A 15,705-nucleotide genomic window follows, 5' to 3' on the forward strand; every position below is an offset into this window, starting at 1 on the left:
GCGAGTCAGAGGCTGCGAGCAACCTGAACCTTCTCGAAGACTTCGATCTTGTCACCGACTTTGACGTCGTTGTAGCTCTTCACGCCGATACCGCATTCCATGCCGGCACGCACTTCGGAAGCGTCATCCTTGAAGCGGCGCAGGGATTCCAGCTCGCCTTCGAAGATCACGATGTCTTCACGCAGTACGCGGATCGGACGGTTACGGTGAACAGTACCCTCGATCACCATGCAGCCGGCGATAGCGCCGAACTTAGGCGAACGGAACACGTCACGTACTTCGGCCACACCGAGGATGTTCTCGCGAACATCGCTGCCAAGCATACCGGTCAGGGCTTTCTTGACGTCTTCGATGATGTCGTAGATTACGTTGTAGTAACGCATGTCCAGACCTTCCTGCTCGACGATCTTCCGTGCGCCGGCATCGGCACGCACGTTGAAGCCGAACAGTACAGCGTTGGAAGCCAGTGCCAGGTTGGCGTCGGATTCGGTGATACCACCGACACCGCCACCGACCACGCGCACTTGCACTTCGTCGTTGCCCAGGCCGTTCAGAGCGCCCTGCAATGCTTCCAGCGAACCACGGACGTCGGATTTGAGGACGATGTTGAGCGTCTTCTTCTCTTCCTGACCCATGCTTTCGAAGATGTTTTCCAGCTTGCCGGCGTGAGCGCGAGCCAGTTTGACTTCGCGGAACTTGCCTTGACGGAACAGAGCCACTTCACGGGCTTTCTTCTCGTCGGCAACCACGCTCATCTCGTCGCCAGCATCAGGCGTACCGTCCAGGCCGAGGATCTCGACCGGAATGGCCGGACCTGCTTCCTTGATCGGCTTGCCGTTCTCGTCGAGCATGGCGCGCACGCGGCCGTAGTTCGAGCCGACCAGCACCATGTCGCCTTGACGCAGCGTACCGTCCTGAACCAGAACAGTCGCCACCGGGCCACGGCCCTTGTCCAGACGCGATTCAACCACGACACCACGGCCAGGAGCCGATGGGGTTGCAGTCAGTTCGAGAACTTCGGCTTGCAGCAATACAGCTTCAAGCAGTTCGTCGACGCCGGTACCCATCTTCGCGGAGACCGGAACGAATGGAGTGTCGCCACCCCACTCTTCGGAGGTCACGCCGTGGGCCGATAGTTCGCTACGGATGCGATCGAGATCAGCGCCCGGTTTGTCGATCTTGTTCACCGCAACTACCAGCGGAACGCCAGCAGCAACAGCGTGCTGAACGGCTTCGATGGTTTGCGGCATCACGCCGTCGTCCGCCGCAACCACCAGGATCACGATGTCGGTCGCCTTGGCACCACGGGCACGCATTGCGGTAAACGCGGCGTGACCAGGGGTGTCGAGGAACGTCACCATGCCACGGTCGGTTTCAACGTGGTACGCACCGATGTGCTGGGTGATGCCGCCGGCTTCGCCTGCAGCTACCTTGGCACGACGGATGTAGTCGAGCAGGGAAGTTTTACCGTGGTCAACGTGGCCCATTACGGTCACGACTGGAGCACGGGAAACGGCTTCGCCTTCAAACTTCAGGGACTCGGCCAGGGAATCTTCCAGGGCGGTGTCGCTGACCAGGGTCACTTTGTGGCCCAGTTCTTCGGCTACCAGCTGAGCAGTTTCCTGATCAAGCACCTGGTTGATGGTCGCTGGAGTACCCAGTTTGAACATGAACTTGATGATTTCAGCAGCCTTCACCGACATCTGTTGAGCGAGATCGCCAACAGTGATGGTTTCGCCGATCTTCACTTCACGCACGACAGGACCGGTAGGGTTCTGGAAACCGTGGGCGTTGCGTTTCTTCAGCTTGGCCTTGCCGCGACCGCCGCGACGGAAGCCATCGCTTTCTTCGTCGGTAGTGCGTGGCGCCACACGTGGAGCCGGTGCCTTTTCCTTGACCGAAGCGCGATGCGGAGCGTTTTTGCGCTCGCCATCGCCACTGCCGCGACGGTTGTTGTCGTCGGCACGTGGCTTGTCCGGACGGCGCTGTTCGTCACGCTTGCGAGCGTCGGCAGCTGGCGCTGCAGCCACAACCGGCGCAGCTTCGCGCACAGGTTCAGCGGCTGGCGCAGGTGCTGCAACAGGCTCGGAAGTGGCGGTCGAGGCAGCAGGCTGGCGACGCGCTTCTTCTTCGGCGCGAACACGGGCTTCTTCTTCAGCCTTTTGACGGGCAGCATTTTCTACTGCGCGACGCTCATCCAGTTCACGCTTGCGCTCGGCTTCGATTTCTTCCGGGCTACGCTGTACGAAAACTTTCTTCTTGCGGACTTCAACGCTGATGCTTTTGCTGCCAGCCACACGCAGGGTGCTGGTGGTTTTACGCTGCAGCGTGATCTTGCGTGGCTCTTCCACTTTCGCCTTGTGGCTGCTCTTCAAGTGAGTCAGCAGGGATTGCTTCTCACTGTCAGTCACATGTTCTTCGGCGGCGGTGTGCGGCAGACCTGCCTCACGCATCTGCTGCAACAGGCGCTCTACCGGTGTTTTGACCTCATCGGCCAGTTGTTTCACCGTGACTTGCGTCATGCATTTCTCTCCTCAGGCCGCGCCTAATTACTCGAACCAGTGGGCTCGGGCGGCCATGATCAACTTGCCGGCACGATCATCGTCAATGCCGTCGATGTCGAGCAGGTCGTCAATAGACTGCTCGGCCAGGTCTTCGCGGGTAATTACGCCGCGCACCGCCAGTTCCATCGCCAAATCCTTGTCCATACCCTCAAGCGAGAGCAGGTCTTCGGCCGGATGGGCGTCTGCCAGCTTTTCCTCAGTAGCGATGGCTTTGGTCAACAAGCGATCCTTGGCACGAGCACGAAGCTCGTTGACGATGTCTTCGTCAAAGCCGTCGATGTTGAGCATTTCTTCCAACGGTACGTAGGCAATCTCTTCCAGGCTGGTGAAGCCTTCGTCAACCAGCACCTGAGCCAGTTCTTCGTCGACTTCCAGCTCGTCGATGAAGTTGCGCAGGATGTCGCCGGTTTCCGCTTGTTGCTTAGCCTGGATGTCCGATTCGGTCATCACGTTCAGGGTCCAGCCAGTCAGCTGGCTCGCCAGACGCACGTTCTGACCACCACGACCGATGGCCTGAGCCAGATTGTCTGCGCCAACGGCGATGTCCATGGCGTGGGCATCTTCGTCAACGATGATGGCCGCCACTTCTGCCGGCGACATGGCATTGATCACGAACTGCGCCGGGTTGTCGTCCCACAGGACGATATCGACACGCTCGCCACCCAACTCGCCCGACACGGCCTGGACGCGCGAACCGCGCATACCGATGCACGCGCCCTGCGGGTCGATGCGTTTGTCCTTGGAGCGGACAGCGATCTTGGCGCGCGAACCCGGATCACGGGAAGCGGCCATGACTTCGATGAGGCCTTCAGCGATTTCCGGCACTTCGATACGGAACAGCTCGATCAGCATTTCCGGCGCGGTACGCGACAGGATCAGCTGAGGGCCACGGTTCTCGGTGCGGATTTCCTTGAGCAGCGCACGCAGACGCACGCCAACACGGAAGGTTTCGCGAGAGATGATGTCTTCACGGGCCAGCAACGCTTCAGCGTTATTACCCAGGTCGACGATCACGTTGTCGCGGGTCACTTTTTTCACGGTGCCAGAGATGATTTCTCCCAGGCGCTCGCGATAAGCGTCAACCACTTGAGCGCGCTCGGCTTCGCGCACTTTCTGCACGATGACCTGCTTGGCGGTCTGCGCAGCAATGCGGCCGAATTCGATGGATTCGATCTTTTCTTCGACGACGTCACCAACCTTGGCGCCAGGATGCGTTTCAGCAACCTTGCTTGGCCAGGTTTCGATGGCCGGATCATCGAGATCATTCTCTTCGACGACCGTCCAGCGACGGAAAGTTTCGTAAGAACCGGTGTGGCGGTTGATTTCCACACGCAGATCAACTTCGTCTTCAAAACGCTTTTTGGTAGCAGTGGCCAGAGCCAGCTCCAGCGCTTCAAAAATTACGCTTGCCGGTACGCCCTTTTCATTGGATACCGACTCAACAACCAGCAGTACTTCTTTGCTCATCGTACGCCTCGCCTTTCGCAAGCCATTGGATCCGCGGGATCCGCGTCTCAGTCAAAACTGGGAATAATGTTGGCCTTGTCGATCATATCGATCGGCAACAGGAATTCATGGTCATCTACCTGCACCACGACATCCTGTTCTTCTACACCGCGCAGAAGGCCCTGAAAGTTGCGTCGTCCTTCAAAAGGCGAGCGCAGCTTGATCTTCACTTGTTCACCGACATATTTGGCAAACTGCTCAAGAGTGAACAGTGGGCGTTCCATGCCTGGCGAGGAAACTTCAAGGGTGTATTCAACGGATATCGGATCTTCAACATCCAGCACACCGCTGATCTGACGGCTGACGATGGCGCAATCGTCCACCAGTACGCCGCCTTCCTTATCGATATAAACGCGCAACATTGAGTGGCGACCTTGAGCCGAAAACTCAATACCCCAGCATTCATAGCCTAGGGCCACGACCACCGGGGCCAGCAAGGCCTGCAACTCTTCTAGCTTGCTCGACACCTGAACCCCCTCGTGCATGTATGTGCATGCTATGCAAAATAAAAAAATGGGCGAAACGCCCATCCTTGAAACGCCGTCGAACAGCGGCGTTGAAAGTGTCCAGCTAACAAAAAGCCCCTTAAAAGGGGCTCCTTAAACTGGTTGCGGGGGCCGGATTTGAACCGACGACCTTCGGGTTATGAGCCCGACGAGCTACCAGACTGCTCCACCCCGCGACAAAGCTGGGGCGGAAGTATACGACCGATCCCCAGTAGGGTCAATGTAACCTTCCACCTGCAAGAAAGCCCGCAACAGCGGGCTCTCCTGACTAATTGGTACCGAGAAGGGGACTCGAACCCCTACACCCTATGGGCACAACCACCTCAAGGTTGCGTGTCTACCAATTCCACCACCTCGGCAATACTACGTTTGAAACCCTTCTTACTTCTGCTCTTGAGCTGGAGGCACGTCAGTCGCTGGAGTAGCCGACTTTTGCTCTTGAAGCACCGGGACATCATCAGAAGCCGGTTGTTGCTTTGGAACTTCCAACACTGCCGGGTTTGGCAAACCTGCTTGAGTCAGCTGATGAGCCTTCTCTTTAGCAAAGTATCCTAACCCCAAGCTGGTTATGAAGAAACCGGCGGCAAGTATAGCAGTAAACTTACTAAGAAAGGTAGAGGAACCTTGGCTTCCGAACACAGTATTTGAAGCACCTGCTCCGAAAGACGCGCCAGCGTCCGCACCCTTACCCTGCTGCAGCAAAACCAGAGCTACTACGCCCAATGCACCCAGCAGATGAAAAACGACTACGACTGTTTCCAGCATTTTTTCAGTTTCCCGCGGCGCGACAGATCGCACCGAACTCATCTGCATTCAGGGAAGCTCCACCAATGAGCCCCCCATCGATATCCGGCATGCCGAACAGTTCGACCGCATTGGCCGCCTTCACGCTGCCGCCGTATAGAAGCCGCACACCTCGCGCGACTTCAGAATTCTCTGCCGCCAACTGCTCGCGAATGGCTTTATGCACATCCTGAGCCTGTTGCGGCGTTGCAGTCAGCCCGGTACCAATGGCCCAGACCGGCTCGTAAGCGATCACTGCATTGGCAAAAGCACCGACACCCAGCTCCTCTATGATACTGCCCAGCTGACGCCCGACAACCTCAAGAGTTTTTCCAGCTTCGCGCTGCTCCAGGGTCTCCCCCACACACAACACCGGAATCAAGCCACATGCCTGTGCCGCTGCGAACTTGCGATTCAGCATCCCGTCTCGCTCGCCCATGATCTGGCGGCGTTCGGAGTGCCCGACAAGCACCAGGGAACAACCTGCATCCACCAACTGACTCGGTGCAACTTCACCGGTCAATGCACCTTGCATCGATTCCACCGCAGAGTTCTGCGCGCCGACCGAAATCGACTTTCCTTTCAAGCCATCAATCACTTGATTGATATGCAGACAAGGCGGGAATACCGCGACATCAACACCGCTTGGCAAGGCCAGATGACGAAGGCCGTTGATCAGCTCAGCGACGCTGGCGCGGGTACCGTGCATCTTCCAGTTACCAGCTACCATAGGGCGACGCATGCTGTACCTCGTCGGTCAAAGTGGGCGCAGATGTTACCCAACACAATCATGGCTGGCAAGCCGTATCAGGCAGAAACTTCAGTTACCAGTTTTGCCAGTTCTTCGGCATAGCTGCGAACCTGCGCTTCATCCTCGCCCTCGACCATGACACGCACCAGAGGCTCTGTCCCGGACTTGCGCAGAAGCACACGGCCACGACCCGCCATCGCCTCGGTTACACGCTTGCTGGCTTCCTTGACAGCCGGGTGGTCGAGCGGACTGTCGCCGCCGCCAAAACGCACATTGATCAGCACCTGAGGGCACTTGCGCAGCGCCTGGCGGGTTTGCGCCAGACCTTCGTTGCGGGTTTTCAGTGCCATCAACACCTGCAACGCCGCGATGATCGCATCACCCGTTGTGGTGTGATTGAAGCAGACGACATGCCCGGAGTTCTCACCACCGACCAGCCAATCGCGCTCCAGCAACTCTGCAATCACATAACGGTCGCCGACATTTGCACGCACAAAAGGGATACCCAGATCTGCCAGGGCCAACTCCAGACCCAGGTTGCTCATCAGCGTACCGACCACGCCCCCCTGCAACTTGCCGCGCTCATGCAGATCGCGCGCGATGATGAAAATCAGCTCATCGCCATCAACAACCGCACCGGTATGATCAACCATCAACACCCGGTCGCCATCACCATCGAAAGCGATACCCAGGTCGGCGTGCTCGGAAAGCACCGCCGCCTGCAGCGGCCCCATGTGCGTCGAGCCACAGTTGTCGTTGATGTTCAGGCCGTTGGGCTGGGCGGACAACACCACAACCTCGGCACCCAACTCACGGAAGACGCTCGGCGCGACCTTGTAGGTTGCTCCGTGCGCGCAGTCGATCACGATCTTGAGACCGGCAAAACTGGTGTTGGTCGGGACGCTGCTCTTGCAGAACTCGATGTATCGGCCGGACGCATCGTTGATTCGCGAGACCTTGCCGATCTTGCTCGACTCGACGACTGTCATTGGAGTATCGAGCAGCTCTTCGATCATCAGCTCCAGCTCATCCGGCAACTTGGTGCCGCGACCGGAGAAAAACTTGATGCCGTTATCGTCGTGAGGATTGTGCGAAGCACTGATCACGATACCGGCCTCAGCCTGGAATGTGCGCGACAGGTAAGCGATAGCAGGCGTCGGCATCGGCCCGAGCAGCATCACGTCGGCACCTGCCGATGTGAGGCCAGCTTCCAGAGCCGACTCGAACATATAACCGGAAATTCGTGTGTCCTTGCCAACGAGCACCTTGCAGGCGCCCATTTTTCGGAATGCCATCCCTGCTGCCCAGCCAAGCTTGAGCATGAAATCCGGAGTAATCGGGTACTCACCGACGCGACCACGAATACCGTCGGTACCAAAGTATTTCTTGCTCATAAGTGCTCCATCATTCTTATTCGGCTGATTCTACGGCCGCGATCATCCGCACGACATCCACCGTCTCTGCCACATCATGGACGCGCAATATACGCGCGCCTTTGACGGACGCCAGTGCAGCCAGGGCCAAACCACCATACAGGCGCTCGCCCACAGGGCGATTCAGTGCCTGCCCGATCATGCTTTTTCGCGAGACGCCGACCAACAGAGGTCGCCCCAATGCATGAAGGGCATCCATATGCCTGAACAAGCTTAGATTGTGCTGCAGGGTTTTGGCGAAACCGAAGCCAGGATCGAGAATGATCCGCTCCGCAGGTATGCCAGCCGATGCGCATCGCTCCATACGCTCGGCGAGAAATTCACCCACTTCACGGGTGACATCCTGATATTGCGGATTGTCCTGCATGTCACCGGGCTCACCCAGCATATGCATCAGACAGACCGGCAACCCCGTGGCCGCAGCGGCATCCAGCGCACCGTCACGGCGTAGCGATCGCACGTCGTTGATCAACCCGGCACCCAGGCGTGCAGTTTCCCGCATGACGGCTGGAGTCGAGGTATCGACAGAGATGATCACATCCAGCTCGCGATTGATCAGCTCCACGATTGGCGCTACACGCTCCAGCTCCTCGATCGGTGAAACCGCTCGCGCACCAGGCCGCGTGGACTCTCCGCCGACATCAATCAGCGTCGCACCGGCCAGCACCATCGCCTCGGCATGACGCAGGGCCGCATCAAGCTGACTGTATCGGCCGCCATCGGAGAAGGAATCGGGAGTGACATTGAGAATGCCCATGACATGCGTCCGGGCCAAATCAAGAACCCGGTTGCCGCAAGGCAACCGGGTCAGGGACTGTACAGAAGTCATTTCAAACCTTAAACGTCAGCAGCCGGACCGCCAATCGGTGTTTCCGGACGCTCATCCTGAACCACCGGAGGAGGCGTGCCAGTACCGGTGCCACCCGACCAGTCGCGAGGTTCGCGTGGCGTGCGACCCGCCATTATGTCGTCGATCTGTTCGGCATCGATCGTCTCGTACTTCATCAGGGCATCAGCCATGGCATCGAGCTTGTCACGGTTGTCCGTAAGGATCTGTTTGGCGGTGCCGTAGCACTGATCGATGATGCTGCGCACTTCCGAATCGATCAACTTCGCGGTTTCACCCGAGAAGCTGGCGTTCTGACCACCGCCACCACGACCCAGGAACACCTCACCCTCTTCTTCCGCATACATCAACGGACCGAGTTTTTCAGACAGCCCCCACTTGGTCACCATGTTTCGCGCAATCTGGCTGGCACGCATGATGTCGTTGGAGGCGCCGGTAGTCACACCGTCGAAGCCCAGGGTCATTTCTTCAGCGATACGACCGCCGTACAGCGAGCAGATCTGACTGATCAACGCACGCTTGGACAGGCTGTAGCGATCTTCTTCCGGCAGGAACATGGTCACACCCAGCGCACGACCGCGCGGGATGATCGACACCTTGTAGACCGGATCATGCTCAGGCACGACGCGACCGACAATGGCGTGACCGGCTTCGTGATAAGCCGTGTTCTGCTTCTCTTTCTCGGACATGACCATGGATTTGCGCTCGGCACCCATCATGATCTTGTCTTTGGCCAGTTCGAATTCCTTCATCTCGACAATGCGCTTGCCGGCACGGGCAGCAAACAGCGAAGCCTCGTTGACCAGGTTCGCAAGGTCAGCACCGGAGAAGCCCGGAGTACCACGAGCGATAACAGCTGGAGCAACGTCATCACCCATCGGCACTTTACGCATGTGCACTTTGAGGATCTGTTCGCGACCACGGATATCCGGCAGACCGACCACCACCTGACGGTCGAAACGACCCGGACGCAGCAAAGCAGGGTCCAGTACGTCAGGACGGTTGGTTGCAGCGATGACGATGATGCCGTCATTCATTTCGAAGCCGTCCATCTCGACCAGCAACTGGTTGAGAGTCTGCTCACGCTCGTCGTGACCACCACCCATGCCAGCGCCACGATGGCGACCAACGGCGTCGATCTCGTCGATGAAGATAATGCAAGGTGCGTGTTTCTTCGCCTGTTCGAACATATCGCGAACGCGGCTGGCGCCGACACCGACGAACATTTCGACGAAGTCGGAACCGGAAATGGTGAAGAACGGCACTTTGGCTTCGCCGGCAATCGCCTTGGCCAGCAAGGTTTTACCGGTACCCGGAGGACCGACCATCAGAACACCGCGAGGAATGCGACCACCCAGACGCTGGAACTTGCCCGGATCACGCAGGAACTCGACGAGCTCGCCGACCTCTTCCTTGGCTTCGTCGCAACCGGCAACGTCAGCCAGGGTGGTTTTCACCTGGTCTTCGGACAGCAGGCGCGCCTTGCTCTTGCCAAAGCTCATCGGCCCGCCCTTGCCACCGGCACCACCCTGCATCTGGCGCATGAAGAACATGAACACCGCGATGATCACCAGGATCGGGAAGCTGGCCACCAGAAGCTGGGTCCAGATGCTTTGCTGCTCAGGCTGCTTGCCTTCGACCACGACGTGGTTGTCGACCAGGTCGCCGATCAGGCCATTGTCCTGAATTGCCGGACGAATGGTCTTGAAGCTGTCGCCATCATTGCGCTTGCCGGTAATCACGTAGCCATCAACCGCTACGCGCTCGACCTTGCCATCCTTGACCTGCTGGATGAAGTCGGAATAGTTGAGGGTCTGCGGCTCGTTAGGGCTGGAGAAGTTGTTCATCACCGTCACCAGGACAGCCGCGATGATCAACCACAGGATCAGATTCTTTGCCATATCGTTCAATTAACTACCCTCTGAAGCAAGCTCCGCTACTGGCGCGCGCTTCGCATGATATTCACCGGCCTAACTTACTACATTACCTACAGCTCTGGCAGGCGCCGTCTGTAACCCTTTGTGAAACACTTTCTACACAATATTCGCTTATGCGCGCGGGGCGAAATACGAAAAACCTATCACCCCGCCAAAAAACCTCGTTTTACTCGCTACGGCCGCGATAGCCCCAAGCCAGCATATATTGCTCTCGGGAGCTGCCACGGGAAGAGTCCGGCTTGATCATCTGGATCTTGTCGAACTTCTTGCGAGCATCCTTCAGGTAAACATCAAACCCTTCGCCCTGAAAAATCTTGATCACGAAATTGCCACCCGGCTTGAGTATCCGCTCCGCCAGATCAAGCGCCAGCTCGCAAAGGAACATGGCTTTTGGCATATCCACTTCAGGCGTACCACTCATATTGGGGGCCATATCGGAAATCACAAGGTCCACCTGCGAATTACCCACAGCCTCAAGGATCTGAGCGAGCACTGCGTCCTCGGTGAAGTCACCCTGGATGAAAGTCACGTCCGGAATGCTGTCCATTTCCAGGATGTCCGAGGCGATCAGTCGCCCCTGACCACCGATCAGCCGACTGGTGACCTGCGACCAGCCACCAGGTGCCGCGCCGAGGTCGACGACGCTCATGCCCGGACGGATCAGCTTGTATTTCTCCTGGATCTCCAGAAGTTTGTAACTCGCACGCGAGCGGTAGCCATCCTTCTGCGCTTGCTTCACATAGGGATCGTTGACATGTCGTTTCAGCCAACCAAGGCTTGTCTTGGAACGCGCCATTGGGCACCTCGTTGATTAGGGTCGTGATTAATTGGGCGGATCCACGAGCCCTCGGGTAAAATGGCCGCCATTTTACAGAATCCAGACGAAAGGGTCAGATTATGCCGCTCACTCCAGAGCAGAAGAAACAGTACAAATCCATCGGTCACCACCTGAAACCAGTTTTGACGGTGGCTGACAACGGTTTGACTGAGGGTGTTTTAGCCGAACTCGAACGCGCATTGGCGGATCACGAACTGATCAAGATCAAGCTCAACATCCTCGATCGCGAAGCACGCCTGGCGTCCGTTGCAGAGCTGTGCAAGGTCGGCAAGGCCGATCTGGTTCAGGTCATCGGCAAGATGGCACTGATTTACCGCAAGAACTTCAGCGTCAACAAGCAGCTGTCGAACGTCCATCGCTTCAAGTGATGGCAAGGGTCAAGGGTGTGCTTCGCGCACCCTGCCACTCCATCCCGGCACCGGTTGCAACACCAGCACCAACCCGGAAAAACCCAGAACAAGATAGCTGAACACCTGCCAGCGCTGCGCATCCGGCCAGCCGACACGCACTGCGACATACATCGCACTCGCATACAACGCCATCAGCAGCACTTGCCCGCGAAAATCCCGCCATAGACTGGCAAGGCCCTCGGCCTGTACCAGCACCAAAGCCTGAAAAATCACGCACGCGGCAGCAAAACCCACCACCGGCACTTCAAACGCACTGGCGACTTCGTCGATCAGCAGCGGCGCCAGGCCAATCTTGCCCAGCACCGGCCGCAGACCAAGGTGCACCAGCCATAATCCGCCGACCCACAACATCTGGGTCAGCTGCCAGAGCATGGCGCCCGCATGCAGCGGGCGCCCTGTTTCAGATGTGACGGACTTCGACAATCTCGTACTCGATAACGCCACCAGGCGTTTTCACGGCAACAACGTCACCCTCTTCCTTGCCGATCAGGGCACGGGCCAGAGGCGAACCGACCGAAATCTTGCCGAGCTTGAAGTCTGCTTCATCCTCACCAACGATGTGGTAAGTGACGCTTTCATCAGTCTCGACGTTGGCGATTTCAACAGTGGTGCCGAAAATCACTTTGCCTGTGTGAGGAATGGTCGTGACATCAATGACGACCTGATTCTGGATCCGGCCTTCGATATCACGGATGCGCGCCTCGACCATGCCCTGCTGTTCGCGGGCAGCATGGTATTCGGCGTTTTCCTTCAAGTCACCCAACTCGCGGGCCGTACCGATGTCCTGGCTGAGCTTCGGACGAACGACCTTGGTCAGGTGAGTATGTTCTTCTTCCAGGGCGCGAGCGCCCTGAACAGTCATCGGGTACTTGGTTATGCTCATGCCTTCAATCCTGCGTGTAGATCCTGCAAGCGGCGTACGGTCTTCTCGGGACCGAACTTCAGCGCTTCGCAGATGGCTTCGCCAGCAGCAATGGTGGTGGTGCAGTAAATCTTGTGCTGCAGGGCGTTGCGGCGAATGGAATAAGAGTCGGCGATCGACTGACGACCTTCGGTGGTGTTGATGATCAGGGTGACTTCGTCATTCTTGATCATGTCGACCACGTGCGGACGACCCTCGGTCACCTTGTTCACGCGACGCACTTTCAGACCTGCGGCCTCAATCAGCTTGGCAGTGCCGGCAGTAGCGACCACTTCGAAGCCCAAGTTGATCAGATCACGGGCCACGCCCGCAACCAGCGGCTTGTCGTCATCACGTACGCTGATGAATGCGGTACCGCCGGTCGGCAGCACTTCGCTCGCGCCCATCTGGGCTTTGGCAAAGGCTTCGCCGAAGGTATCGCCGACGCCCATCACTTCACCGGTGGACTTCATCTCTGGGCCGAGGATCGGGTCCACGCCAGGGAATTTGGCGAACGGGAACACCGCCTCTTTCACGCTGTAGAAATTCGGGATGATTTCCTTGGTGAAGCCGATTTCCTTCAGGGTCTTGCCGGCCATTACACGGGCAGCAATCATCGCCAGGGAAACACCGATGCACTTCGATACGAACGGCACGGTACGGGAAGCACGCGGGTTGACTTCGATGACGTAGATGTCTTCGCCTTGCAGCGCCAACTGAACGTTCATCAGGCCGACCACGCCCAGTTCCAGGGCCATTTTCTTGACCTGTTCGCGCATCTCGTCCTGGATGTGCGCCGGCAGCGAGTACGGCGGCAGCGAGCACGCGGAGTCACCGGAGTGAACGCCCGCCTGTTCGATGTGCTGCATGATCGCGCCGATCACGACATCCTTGCCGTCGCAGACCGCATCCACGTCCATTTCGATGGCGCAGTTGAGGAAGTGGTCGAGCAGCACCGGGCTGTCGTTCGACACTTGCACCGCGTCACGCAGGTAACGCTTGAGTTCTTCTTCCTTGTAGACGATTTCCATCGCCCGGCCGCCCAGCACGTAGGACGGACGCACCACCAGCGGGTAACCGATCTTCGCGGCAGCGCGAACAGCTTCGTCTTCGCTGCGCACGGTAGCGTTTGGCGGCTGACGCAGGTTCAGACGCTCAACCATCTGCTGGAAGCGCTCACGGTCTTCGGCACGGTCAATGGCGTCAGGGCTGGTGCCGATAATCGGCACGCCGGCCGCTTCAAGGGCGCGAGCCAGTTTCAGAGGGGTCTGGCCACCGTACTGGACGATCACGCCTTTCGGCTTCTCGACGCGGCAGATTTCCAGCACGTCTTCCAGGGTCACCGGCTCGAAGTACAGACGGTCGGAAGTGTCGTAGTCAGTGGAAACGGTTTCCGGGTTGCAGTTGACCATGATGGTTTCGTAGCCGTCTTCGCGCAGTGCGAGAGCGGCGTGTACGCAGCAGTAGTCAAACTCGATGCCCTGGCCGATACGGTTCGGACCGCCACCCAGAATCATGATCTTGTCGCGACCGGACGGCGCTGCTTCGCACTCTTCCTCGTAAGTCGAGTACAGGTAAGCGGTGTCGGTGGCGAACTCGGCGGCGCAGGTGTCGACGCGCTTGTAGACCGGGAACACTTCCAGTTTTTGACGGTGAGTGCGCAGGTTCTTCTCGGTGACGCCCAGCAACTTGGCCAGACGCTGATCGGAGAAGCCTTTGCGCTTGAGCTTGAACATCAGGTCGCGGTCGATAGCGGACAGACCGAGGGTCTTGACCTTCTCTTCGTCCTTGATCAGATCTTCGATCTGCACCAGGAACCACGGGTCGATCATGTTCATGCCGAAGATTTCTTCGACGGTCATGCCGGCGCGGAAAGCGTCCGCCACGTACCAGATACGCTCGGCGCCCGGAACAGTCAGCTCGCGCTTGAGCACGCTCATGCTTTCCGGATTGCTCAGGTCGACTTTCTCGTCCAGACCGCAAACGCCCACTTCCAGACCGCGCAGGGCTTTCTGCAGGGATTCCTGGAAGGTACGGCCGATGGCCATGACTTCGCCTACCGACTTCATTTGAGTGGTCAGGCGAGCGTCAGCGTTGGCGAACTTCTCGAAGGCGAAGCGCGGCAGCTTGGTCACGACGTAGTCGATGGAAGGCTCGAAGGACGCCGGGGTCTTGCCGCCGGTGATGTCGTTCGACAGCTCGTCGAGGGTATAGCCGACTGCCAGTTTGGCTGCGACCTTGGCGATCGGGAAACCGGTGGCTTTCGAAGCCAGGGCCGACGAACGCGATACACGCGGGTTCATTTCGATCACGACCATGCGGCCGGTGTCCGGGCAGATGCCGAACTGAACGTTGGAACCGCCGGTCTCGACGCCGATCTCGCGCAGTACCGCCAGCGAGGCGTTACGCAGGATCTGGTATTCCTTGTCGGTCAGGGTCTGGGCTGGAGCCACGGTGATCGAGTCACCGGTGTGCACGCCCATCGGGTCGAAGTTTTCGATCGAGCAGACGATGATGCAGTTGTCCTTTTTGTCGCGGACAACTTCCATTTCATATTCTTTCCAGCCGATCAGCGATTCGTCGATCAGCAGTTCCTTGGTCGGCGACAGGTCCAGACCACGGGCGCAGATTTCTTCGAACTCTTCACGGTTGTAAGCGATACCGCCACCAGTACCGCCCATAGTGAAGGACGGACGGATGATGCACGGGAAGCCCAGGCGCTCGAGCACCGCGTTGGCTTCTTCCATGCTGTGGGCGATACCGGAACGCGGGCATTCCAGGCCGATGGACTTCATCGCCTTGTCGAAACGCGAACGGTCTTCAGCCTTGTCGATGGTGTCGGCGTTGGCGCCGATCATTTCCACGCCGAACTTCTCCAGAACGCCTTCGCGCTCCAAGTCCAGGGCGCAGTTCAGAGCGGTCTGGCCGCCCATGGTTGGCAGCACCGCATCCGGACGCTCTTTTTCGATGATCTTGGCAACGGTCTGCCACTTGATCGGCTCGATGTAGGTGGCGTCGGCCATGTCCGGGTCGGTCATGATGGTGGCCGGGTTGGAGTTCACCAGGATGACGCGGTAACCCTCTTCGCGCAGGGCTTTGCAGGCCTGGGCGCCGGAGTAGTCGAATTCGCAGGCCTGGCCGATAACGATCGGGCCAGCGCCGAGAATCAGGATGCTTTTAATGTCTGTACGTTTTGGCATGGGTTTGTCACTCAAATCCGCAGGTCAGT

The 15,705-nt window shown here is 58.2% G+C and carries 13 protein-coding genes and 2 tRNA genes; 1 reads left to right on the forward strand and 14 read right to left on the reverse strand.

Features of this window, described 5'->3' with window-relative positions; all coding sequences use genetic code 11:
- Window positions 1-5 precede the first annotated feature (5 nt).
- From infB to rlmE, 11 genes are all read right to left on the reverse strand, one after another.
- Complete coding sequence (infB, locus tag AC07VV_RS29155; RefSeq protein WP_495038212.1) at window positions 6-2,522, reverse strand: translation initiation factor IF-2; 2,517 nt, start codon at window positions 2,520-2,522, stop codon at window positions 6-8.
- Between the two features lie 27 nt (window positions 2,523-2,549).
- A complete protein-coding gene (gene nusA, locus AC07VV_RS29160) occupies window positions 2,550-4,031 on the reverse strand; it encodes a transcription termination factor NusA (protein WP_003221546.1) in 1,482 nt (493 codons plus the stop codon).
- Window positions 4,032-4,078: 47 nt separating this feature from the next.
- On the reverse strand, window positions 4,079-4,537 hold the full coding sequence (gene rimP, locus AC07VV_RS29165; protein ID WP_039769696.1) for a ribosome maturation factor RimP: 459 nt from the start codon (window positions 4,535-4,537) through the stop codon (window positions 4,079-4,081).
- A gap of 138 nt (window positions 4,538-4,675) precedes the next feature.
- Window positions 4,676-4,752 (reverse strand) — tRNA-Met (locus tag AC07VV_RS29170).
- 97 nt (window positions 4,753-4,849) lie between these two features.
- Window positions 4,850-4,935 (reverse strand) — tRNA-Leu (locus AC07VV_RS29175).
- Between the two features lie 22 nt (window positions 4,936-4,957).
- Window positions 4,958-5,341 (reverse strand): preprotein translocase subunit SecG, encoded by a 384-nt coding sequence (gene secG, locus AC07VV_RS29180; protein WP_011332406.1) that lies wholly within the window; start codon window positions 5,339-5,341, stop codon window positions 4,958-4,960.
- Window positions 5,342-5,345: 4 nt separating this feature from the next.
- Complete coding sequence (gene tpiA, locus AC07VV_RS29185; RefSeq protein ID WP_096818836.1) at window positions 5,346-6,101, reverse strand: triose-phosphate isomerase; 756 nt, start codon at window positions 6,099-6,101, stop codon at window positions 5,346-5,348.
- A gap of 65 nt (window positions 6,102-6,166) precedes the next feature.
- On the reverse strand, window positions 6,167-7,504 hold the full coding sequence (glmM, locus tag AC07VV_RS29190; RefSeq protein ID WP_102619399.1) for a phosphoglucosamine mutase: 1,338 nt from the start codon (window positions 7,502-7,504) through the stop codon (window positions 6,167-6,169).
- A 16-nt stretch (window positions 7,505-7,520) separates the two neighbouring features.
- Entirely contained in the window at window positions 7,521-8,372 is an 852-nt protein-coding gene (gene folP / locus AC07VV_RS29195) for a dihydropteroate synthase (protein WP_495038213.1), read from the reverse strand.
- 8 nt (window positions 8,373-8,380) lie between these two features.
- Window positions 8,381-10,291, reverse strand: coding sequence for an ATP-dependent zinc metalloprotease FtsH (gene ftsH, locus AC07VV_RS29200; protein WP_085711849.1), 1,911 nt, complete (start codon window positions 10,289-10,291; stop codon window positions 8,381-8,383).
- Between the two features lie 202 nt (window positions 10,292-10,493).
- On the reverse strand, window positions 10,494-11,123 hold the full coding sequence (rlmE, locus tag AC07VV_RS29205) for a 23S rRNA (uridine(2552)-2'-O)-methyltransferase RlmE (RefSeq protein WP_096818828.1): 630 nt from the start codon (window positions 11,121-11,123) through the stop codon (window positions 10,494-10,496).
- 101 nt (window positions 11,124-11,224) lie between these two features.
- Between rlmE and AC07VV_RS29210 the strand changes: the two genes are divergently transcribed.
- Window positions 11,225-11,533 (forward strand): YhbY family RNA-binding protein, encoded by a 309-nt coding sequence (locus AC07VV_RS29210; protein ID WP_011332401.1) that lies wholly within the window; start codon window positions 11,225-11,227, stop codon window positions 11,531-11,533.
- Between the two features lie 9 nt (window positions 11,534-11,542).
- Here the strand turns inward: AC07VV_RS29210 and AC07VV_RS29215 are convergent, their stop codons facing one another.
- Genes AC07VV_RS29215 through carB form a run of 3 tightly spaced genes read right to left on the reverse strand, consistent with a single transcriptional unit; the run spans window position 11,543 to window position 15,676 of the window.
- Complete coding sequence (locus AC07VV_RS29215; RefSeq protein ID WP_495038214.1) at window positions 11,543-11,947, reverse strand: MFS transporter; 405 nt, start codon at window positions 11,945-11,947, stop codon at window positions 11,543-11,545.
- A 28-nt stretch (window positions 11,948-11,975) separates the two neighbouring features.
- Window positions 11,976-12,452: a transcription elongation factor GreA gene (gene greA / locus AC07VV_RS29220; RefSeq protein WP_096819323.1), complete on the reverse strand. Its 477-nt coding sequence runs from the start codon at window positions 12,450-12,452 to the stop codon at window positions 11,976-11,978.
- A 2-nt stretch (window positions 12,453-12,454) separates the two neighbouring features.
- Window positions 12,455-15,676 (reverse strand): carbamoyl-phosphate synthase large subunit, encoded by a 3,222-nt coding sequence (gene carB, locus AC07VV_RS29225; RefSeq protein ID WP_096818824.1) that lies wholly within the window; start codon window positions 15,674-15,676, stop codon window positions 12,455-12,457.
- Window positions 15,677-15,705 lie beyond the last annotated feature (29 nt).

The sequence above is a fragment of the Pseudomonas sp. GW821-FHT02C04 genome (assembly GCF_059421845.1).